The following is a 15648-nucleotide window of genomic DNA, read 5'->3' on the forward strand; positions in this document are numbered from 1 at the left end:
CAGCCCGGTTCCGAAGACCTCCCGGCCTTCCAAGACACCGTCGAACGTCTTCTCGCGCGCCCATCGACCTCCTCGCGCGCCTCGCAAGGAGCCTCGGCCAGACCGATCGGCCTCCGCGGCCCGCTTTCACCCGTTCTCGGGAGACCCTTCGGCCTCCCCGGCCGTGTTTCCGCCGGAGGGCCGCTTCTGCGTCGCCTCCCGGAACGCGTCGATCGGCCGCAGCGCCGTCCGGGCCCGCGTGACCGTGGCCGGCTCGTCTCGCTCCACCGTGGCGAGCACCTTCGTCGCATAATCGACGAGCTCTTCCCCCATGGCCCGCACGTGCACGCCGAGATCCTCGGTCAGCGCCGTTTCGCGCTGGAGGAGCCCCGCGACCATCTTGCCATAAGCGACGTGTTGCGCGCGCACGTTGTCGAGGAACTCCTTGCCCGCAATCCGGTTGATATCGGTCACGAAGGCCTCGCCGTCGATGCGCCGGAGCACGGACTCCGCGATGGCGTATTGCTCGGGGTAGGACTCGGTCAAGAACGAGAGCCCGGCCTCGCCGAACAGCTCCGCGAGGATCTCCGCGGCGCGTCGCGCGTCCGGATACGTGGCCTCGGGGAGCAACGTGTATGCCTGGAGGCGCCCGCGCAGCGCGCTCCACGAATTGTCACCGGCTCGATCGATGGGCCGCGAATCCTCGTCCGTTCCTTTGCCGAGCGCCTTCTTGCGCGCCGTATGTGCGACCTGCGCGGCTTCGGCCGTATCGACGAGCCGTTTGGCGGCCTTCGTCACCGAGGAGGGCATCCCCGCGGGGCAAGACTCCGCGAGGACGCGGCACAAGGTGATGCCACCCTCGACGGTCATCACCGGAGCGCGGGCGTAGAGGGCGGGATCGAGCGAAGATTGGGACATGTGAGCCCGCTTAACATAGCTGGCGGGCGGAGGGAAGGGGACAGGAAGGGGCGGGGCGGCGAGGCCAGCCTGTCCCTCCCGATCGACGGTCTCGGAGGGCTGGCCCCCGCAAGGATCAGAACGTCACGCCCAGCCCGAACGTCCCCAGAATCTGGATCGCGCCTTCCTTGTCGTAAAACGTCACGCCCACGCTCGGGAAGCGCGGATCCTTCGACTCCGCAATGATCGTGACCGGATCGGCCAATGCCACGCCGATGCCGATGCCGCCGGAGAGCGAGAATCCGCCGTCGCGCGTGAAGACCGTGGTGTTGCCGATCATGCCGCCGAGGATCATCGAGCTGACGTTTTGCGTCGCGCTCACGTTCGTGAGCTGCGGGTGCGTCACCGTCGCGTCGAAGCTCTCGTAGCCGACGTGGCCCTTGAGCCAGAAGCCACGCAGCGCTTTGCCCTCGAAATACACGCCGATATCGCCGGCCAGCGCCCAGCCGCTCGCGTCGAGGTTCTCCGTGGGCGAACCCCAGATCCACGTCGGCGAGATTTGCACCGCGATCGGGCCCCACACGGCGACCTCCGCCTCGAAGCTCAGGCGCCGGAAGAGCAGGTCGAACGGATTCACGCGCGCCGACCAGCGACAGCATTTCGGAGGCGGCGGAGGCGGCGGAGGCGTCGGGCCCGTGCCCCCCGCCGCGTCCGGATACCCGGGCGGCGGCGGATACCCTTGCGGATAGCCCTGCGGATACCCTTGCGGATACCCCTGCGGGTACCCCTGCTGCGGATACCCCGGTTGCTGCTGCGGATAGCCGGGCTGCTGCTGCGGGTAGCCGGGCTGCTGCTGCGGATAGCCGGGCTGTTGCTGGGGGTAGCCGGGTTGCTGCTGCGGGTAGCCCGGCTGTTGCTGCGGATACCCCTGCGGATATTGTTGCGGATATCCCGGTTGTTGCTGCGGGTAGCCCGGCTGTTGTTGCGGGTACCCTTGTGGGTATTGTTGCGGATATCCCGGTTGCTGCGGAGGATACCCCGGCTGCTGCTGGGGGTAGCCGGGCTGCTGCGGTGGCGTGCCCTGCGGCGGTTGTCCTTGCGGCGGTTGCCCTTGCGGCGGCGTGCCCTGCGGCGGTTGTCCCTGCGCTGGCGGAGGCGGCGGGGTCGGGAGCGCGGTGGGGGCTGTCGCCGTCCCCGAGGGGGAAGGCTGCTGCGCCGGCGCGGCCGCGGTCACGCTGAGCGCCGCGGTGACCGTGGCGAGCAAGATCCAAGGCGAAGAACGACGTGCCATCGTCTGCGAATGTACCGGAGCCCGGCCCCACGCGCCACGACACAAGCAACGCTCCCGCGCGTCCTCGACGTTTGGGGGCTCCGCTTCGAGATCGGACCTCCGCCCCCCAAGCCCCCTGTCGAATCCCTCGGCCGCCTGGGCTACCCTCCCGCCCCTCATGACCGTCAGCGTCGCCGAAGACCGCCCCATCTCCCGCGTGGAGCCCAGCCCCAACGACCTCGACCGCACCCTCGCCGAGCTCGGGGATAACGCCCGCGCCTTCGCGCGTTTGCCCCCGCGGGACAAGGCCCGGCTCCTGCGCGAGGAGGTCCTGCCGCGCGTCGAGGCCGCCGCCCTGCGAATGGTTCAGGCGAGCTGCCTCGAAAAAGGCATCGACCCCGCCGCCCCCATCGCCGGCGAGGAGTGGCTCGCCGGCCCCTGCACCATCGCGAGCAACGTCTCCGCCCTCGCCGACGCCCTCGACCAGATCGCCGCGCGCGGCGCGCCCCGCCTGCCCTTCCGCGCCGTCCGCGAAGATGACGGCCGCACGAAGGTCCGCGTCTTCCCCATGCGCGGCGCGGACGGCGCGCTGCTCTCGGGGTTCACCTGCGACGTGCACCTCGAGCGTGGCGTCCGACGCGCCGATGTCCGCGCCGAGCAGGCCGCATTTTACAGGCAAGCCGACCCCGAGGGCGGTGTCTCGCTCGTGCTCGGCGCGGGCAACGTCGCGAGCATCGGGCCGATGGATACGCTGCACACGCTCTTCAACGAGGGGCGCGTCGTCGTCTTGAAGACGAGCCCGGTCAACGCGTACCTCGGGCCGATCCTCGAGGACATGCTCGCGCCGCTCGTCTCGCGGGGGTTCGTCCGGATCGTGCATGGCGGGCCGGAGGTCGGCGGCTACCTCGCGTCGCATCGCCTGGTCTCGCACGTGCACATCACGGGCTCGCAGCACACGCACGACATCATCGTGTGGGGCAAACCCGGGGCGGAGCAGGACACCCGGCGCGCGGCGAACGATCCCGTCCTGAAGAAGCCCATCACCTCGGAGCTCGGCAACGTGAGCCCCGTCGTCGTCGTGCCCTACCTCTACGCCGAGGACGAGCTCTGGTTCCAGGCGCGCAGCATCGCCACGCAGATCGTCAACAACGCCTCGTTCAACTGCAACGCCGCGAAGATGCTCGTCCTCGCCCGCGGCTGGGCGCAACGGGACCTGTTCCTCGACAAACTCCAGCAGGCCCTCGGCGAGGTTCGCCCGCGGAAGGCGTATTATCCGGGCGCGGAGCAACGTCATGCTTCGCTCGTGAAGGGGCACGAGCGCGTGCGTCTCGTCGGCGAGGCGAGCCCGGGGACCCTTCCCTGGACGATGATCACCGACCTCGACGCGGCGGACGCGCGCGAGCCGCTGTTCTCGACCGAGCCCTTCTGCGGCATCGTCAGCGAGGTCTCCGTCGGCTCCCAGGATCCGGCCGAGTTCCTCGCCGCCGCGACGCGTTTCTGCAACGACACCCTTTGGGGCACGCTCTCCGCGTCGATCGTTTGTCCGAGTATTCTGGAGGAAGATCCCGTCGTCGGGGCAGCCTTGGAGCGCGCCATCGACGAGCTCCGTTATGGCGCCGTCGCCGTGAATCACTGGCCTGGGCTTGTGTACGGGACCGTCACGGCGCCCTGGGGGGGTCATCCGAGCGTGACGCTCGCCGACGTGAAGAGCGGCATCGGCTTCGTGCACAACACCGTCATGCTCGGGCGTATCGAGAAGGCCGTTCTCCGGGGACCGCTGAAGACGTTTCCACGGCCACCCTTCTTCTACGATCACCGCAATATGGCCGTCACGGCGGAGCGGCTGCTTCGGTATTACGCCCGACCTGGATGGGGGCGTATCCCGGCTGTCGCAATGGCAGCGTTGCGCGGCTGACGCTTTTCTTCGCGCACGATTTCGCGCTGGTTGGTCTTGACCTGGGTCGACCCCGCGGTTGAGATGGATCTCGGACCCGCTTTCCATTTGTATGACGACGCATCGAGATCCCAGTGCCGAGCGATTTTTCCGGTTCCAGTCCGCTCCTTGCCTCGAGGTGGATTTCGATGGGGGGATCGTCTGCGCGAACCCGGCGTTTTGCCAGGTCGCGGGGCGGAGCGAGGACGAACTCCAAGCCGCGGGGCTCGTCGCGCTCTTCGCGCCGGACGCCCGCGCAGAGGCGTCGGCGGCGCTCGTGCGCGGGACGACACGGGACGTCGTTTCGTTTGATCTCCCGCTCGTTCGGCCCGACAGCGAGCTGCGTTGGCTCGAATGGCGCGGCGTCTCCTTTGCCGAGCATCGGCTTTTCCGCATTGTCGCGCACGACGTGACCGCACTTTGGCGCGCGGAGGCCGAGGCGCGGGAACGAGAGCGATTCCTCGGCACGCTGCTCGGGAACCTGCAGGGCATGGTCTACCGGTGTCGCAACGACGAGCGGTACAGCATGGAGTTCGTGAGCGCGGGTTGTGAGCTCATCTGCGGGTACAAGGCCGAGGAGATGGCGGGCGAGGGCGCCATCATCTCCGTCGCCGACCTCGTGCACCCGGAGGACGCCGCGCGCGTGTGGGGCGAAATTCAGGCCGCAATCGCAGCGCGTTTGCCTTATGGCCTGAAATATCGATTCTATCCGAGATCCGGCGAGCTGCGATGGGTGGAGGAGCGGGGGCGCGGCGTATTCGACGCGTCGGGGGCGCTCATCGCGCTCGAAGGGTTCGTCACGGATGTGACGGCGCGGGTGGCGGCGAAGCAGGAGGTCGAGGAGAAGCTGCGCGTCATCGCCGAGCAAAAGGAGCAGATCCAGCACCTCTCGTTGCCGATCATCGAGGTATGGGACGGCGTGATCACGCTCCCCGTGGTGGGCGTGCTCGACGATCAGCGCGCCGAGCGGATCATGCAGGGATTGCTCGATACCGTGGTGCGGACGCAGAGCCAGCACGTGATCATCGATCTGACGGCGGTGGAGGACGTCGACGGGGCCGTGGCCGAGCACATCGTGCGTATCCTGCGGGCCGTGCAGCTCCTCGGCGCCGAGGGCGCGCTCTCGGGCATTCAGCCGAAGGTGGCGCAGGCGCTCGTCTCGCTCTCGGCCGACCTCGGCGGCGCGCGTACGTGGCCGGATTTGCGCGCCGCGCTGCGCGCCTGCATGCGCGTGCCGGCGCGGAAGGCGGCCGCGCGGCCGCGGGGACGGTCCGAGGGAAACGCGTGAATCGCGGATTCAGCGGCCGGAGAAGGCCGGCTTTCGTTTCTCGCTCGTGGCCTTGAGGCCTTCGCCGAGGTCCTCGCTCGCGTAACTCACGGCTTGCTCGTAGGCCTCTCGGTCGAGGGCCTCGGCGAGCGCGCCGCGATGGATGCCGAGGGAGCGCTTCAATGCGCGCACCACGAGCGGGGCCGACTCCGCGATTTGCGCGGCGAGCTCGGCGGCGCGGGGGCGCACGCGATCGCCGGGGAGCGCTTCGAGGGCCATGCCCCAGGCGGCGGCGTCGCGCCCCGTGAAGCGGCGGCCGGCGAGCAGGAGCTCGGCGGCGCGCTCGGCGCCTGCGCGGCGTGGAACGAGGTACGTCGCGCCCATTCCCGGGTGCAGGCCGAGGGAGGCGAAATTCAGCGCGAGCCGGCTGTCTTCGTCGACGACGACGAGGTCGGCGGCGAGCGCGACGCAGAGGCCCGCGCCGATCGCCGGCCCGCGCACGGCCGCGACCACGGGCACGTCGAGCTCCGTGATCGACAGATACCGGTGGTAAAACCCGAGCATGAAGGCCCGCGCCTCCGCGAAGCTCGCGGCGCGCAGGCGTTCGAGCATGGCGAGGTCGCCGCCCGCGGAGAACGCGTCCCCCGCGCCCGCGAGCACGACGGCGCGCACGGAGGCGTCGCGCGAGATCTCGCGGACCCGCGCGGCGAGCGCGTCTCCAAGCTCGGGGCTCATGGCGTTTTTGCGGCGCACATCGTCGAGGACGAGCGTGGCGACGGCGCCGTCGCGTTCGAGGTGGACGTCAGGCATGCGAGGCCTCTAACACGAGAGAACATGCACTTGACGTGCAAAAAACTACTTGCACCGTGAGTGCAGATAAGTAGAGTGGTCCTCGTGACCCGCGCGAAGGAGTCCGCCACGCAGACGCAGGCCGATGGGCGACACGCGCGGGCCGAGCGCACGCGGGAGGCGATCGTGGAGGCGCTGCTCGCGCTGCTCGCGGAGGGCGTCGTGCGTCCATCGGCCGAGCGGGTCGCCGAGCGCGCGGGGGTGTCGCGGCGGGCGATCTTCAACCATTTCACGGATCTCGACGACCTGCTCGCGTGCGCGGCGCGGCGCCGGATGGAGACGGTCATGGCGATCTGGCCGCAGCTCCCGCGGGAGGGGACGGCGGCGGAGCGGGCGCGGACCCTCGCGGAGATGATTTGTCGGTTCCATGAGCACGTCGCGCCCGTGCGCCGCGCGGCCGTGCTGTTCTCGTACGACTCGGCCTTCCTCGCGGGGCAGCTCCGCGAGGCGGCGCGCAGGCACCGGGCCGCCATTCGCGCGGTGTTCGAGCCCGAGATCGAGGCGACGCCGGAGGAGGCGCGGGGCGTGCTGCTCGGGGGGCTCGCGGCGGCGGCGAGTTTTTTGATGTGGGAGGAGCTCCGGAGAAACCAGGAGCTCTCGGTGGACGAGGCCACCTGCGCCGTGCGGATCGAGCTCGAAGGAATGCTCGAGCGCGCGGCGCGGAATCAATCGCGGTGAAGGAGGAGAACATGCTTGCTTTCGACGGCGTCCGGATCGCGTGTGTGCTCGTGGGGCTCGGCGTTTTGGCGGGTTGCACGAATGAAGGGAGCAGCGGCGGGCCGGGCACGCCCGCGGCGGGAGGACCGACGTACCATCGCGACGTGAAGCCACTCGTCGACACGAAATGCGGCAAATGCCACGCCGAGGGCGGGGTTGGCCCGTTCGCGCTCACGACGTACGAGGAGGTGCACGCGATGCGCGGGGCCGTGGAGGCTGCCGTCGTGGCGAAAACGATGCCGCCCTGGCCTTTGGACAACGATTGCAACGATTACCTCGGCGATCGGTCGCTCTCGGACGAGCAGATCGACACGATCAAGCGCTGGATCGCGGACGGGGCGCCCGAGGGCAACGCCGCGGACGCGCCCGTGGCGGTGGTGGACAACGCGGAGACGCTCTCCCGCGTCGATCTCGAATTGCCGATCCCCGAGGCCTACACGCCGAAGATCTCGCCGGACGATTACCATTGTTTCTTCGTCGACTGGCCTGCGCAGGAGACGACGTACATCACGGGCCTCGGCGTCGAGCCGGGCGAGCGGCCGATCGTCCACCACGTCATCGCGTTCGTGGCGAAGCCGGACAAGCTCGCGGAGTTCCAGGCGCTCGACGACGCCGAGCCGGGCGTCGGCTGGACCTGCTACGGCGGCCCCGGCGGCGGGCCTGCGTCCGCGGGCTGGGTCGGCGCGTGGGTGCCGGGCAGCACCGGCGCCGATTATCCGGAGGGCACGGGCATCGAGATTCCACCGGGCTCGAAGCTCATCGTCCAGATGCATTACAACACGTTGTCGGCGGCGCCGGTCCCGGATCAGACGAAGCTCCTCGTGCGCACGGACAAGACCGTGGAGAAGAAGGCCGCGATCATGCCGTTCACGAAGATCTCCTGGGTCACGCAGCAGACGATGACGATCCCCGCGCACACGAGCGACGTCGTCCACGAGGTCACGGCCGATCCGACGACGTACTTGAGCCTCATGACGGGCGGCGCGCTGCCGTCGAACACGCCCGTGACCATTTACAGCGGCGGGCTGCACATGCACACGCGCGGCAAGAGCACCTCGCTCCAGCACGTGCGCGGCGGCGCGGAGGAATGCCTCCTCGACATCCCGTCCTGGAATTTCCACTGGCAGGGGAGCTATCGCCTGACGACCCCCACCCGCTTCGAGCCGGGCGATCAGCTCCACCTGAAGTGCACCTGGGACAACCCCGAGATGTACGACATCAACTGGGGCGAAGGGACGAACGACGAGATGTGCCTCGGCACCGTCTACGTCACCGAGTGACGAATCGTCCCCCTCACCAACGCCATACATCTTAGCAAAAACATTCTCGTTTTCAAGTCTTGCTCGAAAGGGGCCTCGCCCGTAGTTTCCGCCTCGCCGGTGACCTTTTCGTCACCCGGCGGGAGGGAGCATGGAAGGTACGGGCGAACGGCCCTTTTCCAGCGAACCCGGGCCTATCGTCGCCGAGGAGCTCCGGCTCCTCGCGCGGACGCACGAGGCTCTCGCAGAGGCGCGAGGCCCTCGTCGTGGCGCGAGGCCCGATGGGGAGGGCCTGCGCGCGCTCCGGGACGAATGGAACACGGCTGGAGAGGAGGACAAGCCGGCGCTGCTCGCGCAAATGCACGAGGAGCAGGCACGGCTTTCGCGGGCACGCGTGGACAGGCTGCCAGATCCGGCGGCGCCTTATTTCGCGCATCTCCGCGTCCGCGTGGCAGGCCGCGTCCGAGACGTGTTGCTCGGCGCGGCGCCGCTGCTCGACGGCAAGCGCGGCGTCACGATCGTGGAATGGCGAAAATCGCCGATCGCCGGGGTGTTTTTCTCGTGCGAGGAGGGCGAGGCGTACGAGATCGAGGTGGACGGCCGCGTCATCGAGGGCCACGTTGAGGAGCGGCGTCTCCTGACGTTCGAAGGCGGCGCGCTCGCGAGCATCACCGTCTCGGGCGGCGTGCTGCTGCACGAGGGGGACACGTGGCGCTTCGAGCCACGCGCATGGGCCCCGCGGCTCGTGGATCCCACGTCGCCGCGGCGGACGCCGGAGACACGCAATCCCTTCATCACGCTCGACGCTGAGCAGCAGGCCCTCGTCGATCGGGAGCCACGCGCGCCGCTGCTCGTGCTCGGCTCGGCCGGGTCGGGAAAAACCACGGTGGCGCTGCACCGCGTGGCCGCGCTGCGCCGGCGGTTCCCGGAGGTCTTTCCGGCCAAACGTATGCTCGTGCTCGTTCCCGAGCCGGGGCTCCGTCGGTTGTCCGAGCGGATCCTCGAAGGGCTCGCCGTGGAGGGCGTCTTCGTCCGCACGTTCGAGGACTGGATCCGAGCCGAGGCGCGCCGCGTGTTTTCGTGGGTGCCGCACCATGAGCCGCCGGATCCGCCCTTCGCCGCGAGCCGCCTCAAGCGGCATCCGGCACTTTTTGCGGCGATCGATCGGCTGATCGACGAGGACACGCGCGCGATTGCGCGCAAGCTCGACCGCCTGCTGGGTTTCCGCGGCGCGCTCCGGAAGGCGCTCGAAGCGCGGGACGAGCCCTTCCTGCGGGACCGGCTGCGGGTGATCGAGGCGGGGTTGGCGCGAGAAACGACCGGCGAGAAGGGGCGGCTCCTCCGGGAGGCGCTGGCCGAGGAGCAGGACAAACTCGCGCGGGTGCGGGGGGATCACCGCCGGCTCGTCGGGGATCGGGCGCTGCTCGCGCGTGCGATTGAGGCGTCGGAGGGCGATCTCCCCGCGGGGATCGTGGAGCAAGTCGCGGCGCATACGAAGCAACAGCTCGCGATGACGAGCGAGGAGGCGTATGCACACGTGGACGCGGACAGGCTCGCCACGCTCGACGGGCGGACGCTCGACGCGGGCACGCCCGAGGAGACGTCGGGCACGGTGGACGTGGAGGATTATGCGCTCCTCTTCGAATTGCTCCATCGCCGGACGGGCGCGAGCGCGACGCGGGCCGGGGCGCTGTCACGTTATGCGCACATCGTGCTTGACGAGGCCCAGGAGCTCGCGCCGATCGAGCTCCGCGTGATTGGGCGTGCGCTCGACCCTGAGGGAAGCGTGACCGTGGCCGGGGACGCGGCGCAGCGGATTGATCGGTCGGGCCATTTCCGCTCGTGGGAGGCTGTGATGGAGGCGCTCGCCGTGCGGAGCGAGCCGGCGTTTTTGGAGACGTCGTACCGATCGCCGCGGCCCGTGGTGGAGTTTGCCCACGTGATCCTCGGCGCGGACGCGCCCGTGGAGGTGCCGCGCGCGCCGCGGGAAGGTGCGGACGTGCTGCGGACGATCACGGCCGGCGAGGGGCACGCCGCGGCGGTTCTTTGCGAGGCGTTGCGGCATTTGCGGGCCGAGGACCCGTATGCCTCCGTGGCGGTGATTGCGCGCGACGAGGCTTCGGCGCGGGCCGTGCATGAGGCTGTCACGCGGGGCATGCCGTGCCGCCTCGTGCGGGATGGGGATTTTTCGTTCGGGCCTGGGATTGAGGTAACCGAGGTCGCCGAGGTGAAGGGGCTCGAGTTCGATTACGTGATCATCCCGGACGCAAGCGCGAAGCTTTGGCCGGATGCACCGGAGCATAGGCGGGCGCTCCACGTGGCCGTGACGCGCGCGATGCGGCGGGTGTGGATCGTGTCGCCGGGGGCGCCTTCGCCGATTCTGCCTTCAGAAGAGGAGCTTCGTCGCCTCGGCGAGATCCACCGCTGAAAGAACGCTGTTCGCCGGCACCGGCCCGTGGCCGAGCAGGTAATGCAAGGCTCTCCGCCCCTTCGTATCGGCCGCGTATTTGTCGGCGCCCGCGTCGAGCAAGAGCCGGATCATCGGCAGCGAGCCGCGCGCGGCCGCGTACATGAGCGCGGTGCGCGCGTCGTGCCCGAGCTTCGGCTCGCTCGTCTGAAACGTCGTCCGATCCACGGCCGCGCCGCGCTGGAGCAGGAGGCGCGCTGATTCCACGCGGTCCTGCTGCGCCGCCGCCATGAGCGGGGTTTTTCCGAAATCGTTCGGCGCGTTGGGATCGACCACGAGGTCGAGCTCGCTCTTCTTGCCGGGTTCGACCGAGATTTCCCACAGGACCGGCAGCGCCGCGGGGTTCAGCACCGCCATGTGCACGAGCGGATCCTTGCCCGTGCTCTTCGCGCAGGTCTCGAACGGCGCGAGGCGCGCGGCGTTTTGGGGCTCGCCGGCCTGGATGAACACGCGGATCTCCGCAGCCGGCGCGCCCTCCGTGACGAGCTTGCGCAAGGAGCGGGGCGGCGGCGCGTCCCCACACGAGGCGCCCCATACGGCCTCGAACAGGCCCACGTGCGCGACATGTTTCGCCTGCTTCTCGTCGAGGCCACGGCTCTGATAATGGGCGACGAGCTTCTTCTCCAGGGCCTCGGCGAGGCGGGAGAGCCGACCGAAGATGACGCGACTCTCGGGGGTCATGTACGACCACGTCTCGTAGGGCGCCATGGCAGGCTCGGGTTTCTCGAGGAGCGCTCTGGGGTTGACCCGCATCGTCTCCTCTCTCTCCTTGAGCGCGCTCGCCAGCGCGAAGCGGAGCGTGCCGCCGTGGTTGAGATAAAAATTGCCGTCGGCCTCGACGCTCGCCTTCGTGTACGCATCGAGCTCCCGGTCGGGGAAGCCCCGCACGAAGCCGCGCCCCCAGCTACAACCCGAGCGCGGGAGGAAATTGTCGCGGTTGCCCCCAAAGAGCGGCGTCGTCGCTTCGAGGAGCTTTGGCCGCGCGACGAGCACGGCGCAAGGGATGGCATAAAAGGCCGGCGACGTATTCGCGGCCTCGGTCGACGAGGCCACCCGGAGGAGCCCGAGCAGGCTCGCGTCCGTGCCGTCGTATGCGCGGAGGCCAACCGATTCGTCCTTCAGGATGAATTCGTCGTCGCGTTTTTTCGCCGCCGCGCGGCTCGCCTTCTCGATCTCGCCGAGGAGCTTTTTGATCTTTGCGTCACGCGCTGCCGAGGGCGGCCGGAACGCATGCAAGAACAGCGCGTGATCGAGCTTGCCCACGACGCTCTTCTTCGCCGCCGCTTCGAGCGATTTCTCCGCCGCGTCGGGTTTTTCTCCCATGAACACGAGCGCCGTGTCGTGATCCCAGGGCTCGGGGGGCACCGTCGGCTCGGCGGCGGCGGGCTTTTCCTTCGGTGGCTCGGCCTTCTTGGGGAGCACGTCCGCCACAGCGGTGGCCGGATCCTTCGCAAAACGCTCCATCAGGTCGAAATCGAGCTCCCGGCCTTGGGGCGTGGGGCAGCCGACGACAGGGCCTGCGGCCTTTTCCAGGCGCTTCGCGGCCGCCTCGACGAGGGCGCGCCGACCGAGGATCGTGCGGCAGGGCAGGCGCAGCCAATCGCCGTCGCGGTACCGATCGGTCTCGCGGAGGACGTACCCCTCCGACCGCTTGAAGAGGTCGTACTCCACGTTCCGATAGTCGTCCGCGCTCGCGAGCACGAGCGCGGCATCGACGAGCCGCATCGTGGCCACGAGCCGGATCATCGTCCCCTCGGGCCCCTCGGCTTTCGCCTTGGCGATCGCCCCGACGCGGCGCACGTAATCAGCCGTGTCGCCGTCCTTGGGTTTGCCCTCGTTGCCTTCGCGCCGGGCCGCAGCGAGGAGGGCGTCGAGCTTCGATTGCGCCGCCTCGGCCACCGCCGCGAGTTGGTCCGCCGCGCTCGGATCCCCCGCGAGCACGGCCTTGTACGCCCCGGCGAGCGCATCGAACGGATGCGCCTCCACGCCGGGAGGCAATTTCACGGGCTCCTTTCCATCGGCCACGCGTTCGAGGTTGCCCTGAATGCGCGCGAGGACGCGGCGTGGCTCGTCGTATTCGCCCGGCCGAGGCTCCGGCGGTGCGGCGATGGGCGCGGGTGCGGGCGCGGAGGCCGACGCGGACGCGGCCGGGGGCGTGGGGCCGGACGCAGGTTTGTCGCAAGCGACGACGAGCCCCGTGGCGAGAACCAACGTGGGCCACGCGGCGTACGCGCGTGCGCGAAGGCCGAAGCCGAGCAACATGCCGGCATCGTACACGCTGCTGCGAACGGATGTCAGCGCCCGACGACGAACGCGACGAGCGCGGCGAGCGCGACGGCGATCGTCGCGTACGCCGCGGCCTTCCGGGCGCCGAGCCGCGGCACGGGAACACGAGGCTCCGCGCGCTCTGCGCCCTCGGCGCGCGGCTCGTCGGGCGCGGCCGCCTCGCACCACGTGACGCCCGCGCTCGCGGCGGCGCCCGCGCGCGCTTCGAGGTGGAGCTGCGCGATGCCCACGCCCTCCTCGCCAAACGGCCGCAGGATCCGCAGCACGACGCCGCCCTCCATCTCGCTCGGCAGGCGCACGCGCACGAGGCGCGCTGTCGGATCCCCCGGGACGCGGTGGCCTCCGCGCCGACCACATCCATCGCAGCCGCCGCCGTCGCAGCGGGCGCAGGTGACGCGCGCGGGGATCACGACCTCGACCACGGCGCCGGCCCAGCCGCGCGGCACCTCGATCACGTGCCGCCCGCGTGGCTTGTCGCAGGCGTCGAGCGCAGCAGGATCCAGGACGCGGGAGAGGGCCTCGCCCATCGCCCCCATTCATGCCTCGAACCGGCGCCCAGGGGAAGAAAGATCCTGCTGGCTCCCGGCGGAGTGGATGTATGCTGCGCGCGATGAAGCACGCCGTCGCTCTTTCGATGGTCGCCCTCGGGTTCGGGCTCGCTGCGGGTTGCGGCGCGAAGGTCGTCGTGGACGCGCCGAGCGAGGGGACGGGCGGGGCCGGAGGGACGGGCCAGTCCTCGTCCGACGGCCCCGCATCCATCACTTCGAGTGTGGGCCCCGGCCCCAGCGTGTCGAGCGTAGGCCCGGGCCCCGGCGGCCCGAGCGTCGTGAGCAGCAGCGTCTCGAGCGGCCCCATGGCCTGCGACAACCAGGGCGATTGCGGGGTTTGTGTCGAGTGCTCGACGAACGGCCCGTGCAACGGACTGTGGAGCAAGTGCCTCGCGATGCCGGACTGCGAGGGCCTGCTCAATTGCCTGCCGAGCTGCCAGGACCAGCTCTGCTTCAACAAGTGCCTGGAGACGTTCCCCGACGGGCTCGATCTCTACAACGAGACCGCGATTTGCCTCGTCTGCCAGTCTTGTTTCAACGATTGCGACGGGCCGGGCCAGGGCTGCCCCTGAGGGCGCCGCCAAACCGGGTTTTCCTTGCAGAACGTGAGCTCCGACCTCTCCCAGCACGTCGTCCATACCCTCGGCACGGGCGCGATTGGCATTGGCATCGGCGCAGCGGTGCTCCTCCTCTGCGCGCTCGCCCTGCCGCGCGCCGAGCGAAGCGCCACGCTGCGGACGCCGCTCGTGTTGCTCGGGTTGCACGTCCTCACCGTGCTCGTCCGTTTGCCTCTGCCGGAAGGGAAGATCGAGCGCGGGATCGAGGTCCTCGGCCTGTGTTTCCTGCTCTTCTCGCTGGCCCGCGCGCTCTTCGTGCTCGTCGTCGACGGGGTCGTCCGCGCGCGCCTGTCGAAGCCCTTGCCGCGGATCATCCGCGACATCGTCCAGGGGCTCGTTTATCTCGGGGCGCTGGCGATCGTGCTGCGGGAGGTGGGCGTCGAGCCCGGCTCCTTGCTCACGACCTCGGCGCTGCTCACGGCCGTGATCGGTCTGTCGCTGCAGGAGACCCTGGGCAACCTCTTCGCCGGGCTCGCGATCCAGGCGCAGAGGCCGTTCGAGGTCGGCGACTGGATCGGGCTCGACGCCGATGCGAGGCTCATCGGCCGGGTGATCGAGATCAACTGGCGCGCCACGACGGTGCTCACGCTGGAGCAGGTCGAGCTCATCATCCCGAACGGCGTGCTCGCGAAGACGACGATCCGCAATTTCACGAAGCCCACGAACATCGCGCGGCGCACGGTGACGGTGCACGCGCCCTACGATGCCTCGCCGCGTGTCGTCGAGGACGCCTTGCTCCAGGCGATTCAAGAGATCCCCGGCATTCTCTCGCAGCCGCCGCCCGCGGCGCAGACGCGGGGCTTCAACGACAACGGCATCGAGTACGTCGTCAATTACTTCATCGAGGATTTCGCGCTGCGCGACCGGATCGACTCCACGGTGCGGCACCGGATCTGGCACACCTTCAAGCGGGCGGGCATCACCATTCCGTACGGCATGCGCACGGTGCACATGCACGCGGTGACGGCGGAGTCGCGCGCGGAGGAGACGAAGCAGGACGCGGGGCGCCGGATGGCGGTGCTCAAGGCGGTCGATTTCCTCGCGCCGCTGCCCGAGCCCTCGCTGGAGCGGCTCGCGGGGCTCTCGCGCACGCGCCACTTCATGCCCGGCGAGGCCGTCATTCGTCAGGGCGAGACGGGCAGCGAGCTCTTCATCGTGCAGAAGGGCGAGCTCGCGGTGATCGTGGGCCGCGGCGAAGGCGGGAGCGTCGCCGAAGTGGCGAGGCTCGGCCCGGGGCAATTCTTTGGGGAAATGTCGCTCATGACGGGCGAGAAGCGCGCCGCCACGGTGAAAGCGACGACGGACTGTGAGCTCGTCGAGCTGAACAAAGGCGCCTTCCAGGAGGTGCTCGCCGCGGATCCGCGCCTCGTCGAGCAGATCACACGCTCGCTCGTCGATCGGCAGATCGCCCTGGAGGAAAACCTCTCCGCGCGCGCCTCCCGGAGCACGCGGGCCGAGGCCGAAGCGAAGAGCTCGGCGCTGCTCGCCAAGATCCGGCAGTTTTTCCAGTTGTAACATTGCATGGGCGGCCGGGCCGGGTCGCCCGTTCGTCGTGGTAC

At 69.5% G+C, this 15648-nt stretch carries 12 protein-coding genes; 7 read left to right on the top strand and 5 right to left on the bottom strand.

Annotated elements, in window-relative coordinates; all coding sequences use genetic code 11:
* Nucleotides 1–126: 126 nt before the first annotated feature.
* Entirely contained in the window at nt 127–897 is a 771-nt protein-coding gene (locus QHF89_RS06825; protein WP_136965879.1) for a hypothetical protein, read from the bottom strand.
* A gap of 115 nt (nt 898–1012) precedes the next feature.
* Entirely contained in the window at nt 1013–2167 is a 1155-nt protein-coding gene (locus QHF89_RS06830) for a hypothetical protein (protein ID WP_284720170.1), read from the bottom strand.
* A gap of 157 nt (nt 2168–2324) precedes the next feature.
* On the opposite strand from QHF89_RS06830, the gene QHF89_RS06835 reads away from it, so the two are divergent.
* Entirely contained in the window at nt 2325–4061 is a 1737-nt protein-coding gene (locus QHF89_RS06835) for an aldehyde dehydrogenase family protein (RefSeq protein ID WP_136965878.1), read from the top strand.
* A gap of 91 nt (nt 4062–4152) precedes the next feature.
* Nucleotides 4153–5367, top strand: a complete 1215-nt coding sequence (locus tag QHF89_RS06840; protein WP_136965877.1) for a PAS domain-containing protein — start codon at nt 4153–4155, stop codon at nt 5365–5367.
* 9 nt (nt 5368–5376) lie between these two features.
* On the opposite strand, the gene QHF89_RS06845 is transcribed toward QHF89_RS06840, so the two are convergent.
* Nucleotides 5377–6156, bottom strand: coding sequence for an enoyl-CoA hydratase/isomerase family protein (locus QHF89_RS06845; protein WP_136965876.1), 780 nt, complete (start codon nt 6154–6156; stop codon nt 5377–5379).
* 84 nt (nt 6157–6240) lie between these two features.
* Here QHF89_RS06845 and QHF89_RS06850 point away from each other — a divergent pair, with 84 nt between their 5' ends.
* The 3 genes from QHF89_RS06850 (at nt 6241) to QHF89_RS06860 (ending at nt 10599) form a co-directional block, all read left to right on the top strand.
* Nucleotides 6241–6873, top strand: coding sequence for a TetR/AcrR family transcriptional regulator (locus QHF89_RS06850; protein WP_284720171.1), 633 nt, complete (start codon nt 6241–6243; stop codon nt 6871–6873).
* A gap of 11 nt (nt 6874–6884) precedes the next feature.
* Entirely contained in the window at nt 6885–8192 is a 1308-nt protein-coding gene (locus QHF89_RS06855) for a monooxygenase (protein ID WP_136965874.1), read from the top strand.
* Between the two features lie 130 nt (nt 8193–8322).
* Nucleotides 8323–10599, top strand: coding sequence for an ATP-binding domain-containing protein (locus QHF89_RS06860; RefSeq protein ID WP_136965873.1), 2277 nt, complete (start codon nt 8323–8325; stop codon nt 10597–10599).
* Here QHF89_RS06860 and QHF89_RS06865 read toward each other — a convergent pair.
* Complete coding sequence (locus tag QHF89_RS06865; RefSeq protein ID WP_136965872.1) at nt 10558–12900, bottom strand: ankyrin repeat domain-containing protein; 2343 nt, start codon at nt 12898–12900, stop codon at nt 10558–10560. The genes QHF89_RS06860 and QHF89_RS06865 overlap by 42 nt on opposite strands.
* Before the next feature lie 32 nt (nt 12901–12932).
* A complete protein-coding gene (locus tag QHF89_RS06870) occupies nt 12933–13451 on the bottom strand; it encodes a hypothetical protein (RefSeq protein ID WP_136965871.1) in 519 nt (172 codons plus the stop codon).
* Between the two features lie 83 nt (nt 13452–13534).
* Between QHF89_RS06870 and QHF89_RS06875 the strand changes: the two genes are divergently transcribed.
* On the top strand, nt 13535–14044 hold the full coding sequence (locus QHF89_RS06875; protein WP_136965870.1) for a hypothetical protein: 510 nt from the start codon (nt 13535–13537) through the stop codon (nt 14042–14044).
* Nucleotides 14045–14077: 33 nt separating this feature from the next.
* Nucleotides 14078–15604, top strand: coding sequence for a cyclic nucleotide-binding domain-containing protein (locus QHF89_RS06880; protein ID WP_284720210.1), 1527 nt, complete (start codon nt 14078–14080; stop codon nt 15602–15604).
* Nucleotides 15605–15648 lie beyond the last annotated feature (44 nt).

Origin of the sequence: Polyangium sorediatum (genome assembly GCF_029946465.1) — a bacterium.
GTDB classification, from domain to species: Bacteria; Myxococcota_A; Polyangia; order Polyangiales; family Polyangiaceae; genus Polyangium; species Polyangium fumosum.

What these genes read in the sequence shown, in the direction of transcription:
- QHF89_RS06825 (WP_136965879.1), bottom strand. Translation starts at nt 897, where the DNA reads ATGTCCCAATCTTCGCTCGATCCCGCCCTCTACGCCCGCGCTCCGGTG.
- QHF89_RS06830 (WP_284720170.1), bottom strand. Translation starts at nt 2,167, where the DNA reads ATGGCACGTCGTTCTTCGCCTTGGATCTTGCTCGCCACGGTCACCGCG.
- QHF89_RS06835 (WP_136965878.1), top strand. Translation starts at nt 2,325, where the DNA reads ATGACCGTCAGCGTCGCCGAAGACCGCCCCATCTCCCGCGTGGAGCCC.
- QHF89_RS06840 (WP_136965877.1), top strand. Translation starts at nt 4,153, where the DNA reads ATGACGACGCATCGAGATCCCAGTGCCGAGCGATTTTTCCGGTTCCAG.
- QHF89_RS06845 (WP_136965876.1), bottom strand. Translation starts at nt 6,156, where the DNA reads ATGCCTGACGTCCACCTCGAACGCGACGGCGCCGTCGCCACGCTCGTC.
- QHF89_RS06855 (WP_136965874.1), top strand. Translation starts at nt 6,885, where the DNA reads ATGCTTGCTTTCGACGGCGTCCGGATCGCGTGTGTGCTCGTGGGGCTC.
- QHF89_RS06860 (WP_136965873.1), top strand. Translation starts at nt 8,323, where the DNA reads ATGGAAGGTACGGGCGAACGGCCCTTTTCCAGCGAACCCGGGCCTATC.
- QHF89_RS06865 (WP_136965872.1), bottom strand. Translation starts at nt 12,900, where the DNA reads ATGTTGCTCGGCTTCGGCCTTCGCGCACGCGCGTACGCCGCGTGGCCC.
- QHF89_RS06870 (WP_136965871.1), bottom strand. Translation starts at nt 13,451, where the DNA reads ATGGGCGAGGCCCTCTCCCGCGTCCTGGATCCTGCTGCGCTCGACGCC.
- QHF89_RS06875 (WP_136965870.1), top strand. Translation starts at nt 13,535, where the DNA reads ATGAAGCACGCCGTCGCTCTTTCGATGGTCGCCCTCGGGTTCGGGCTC.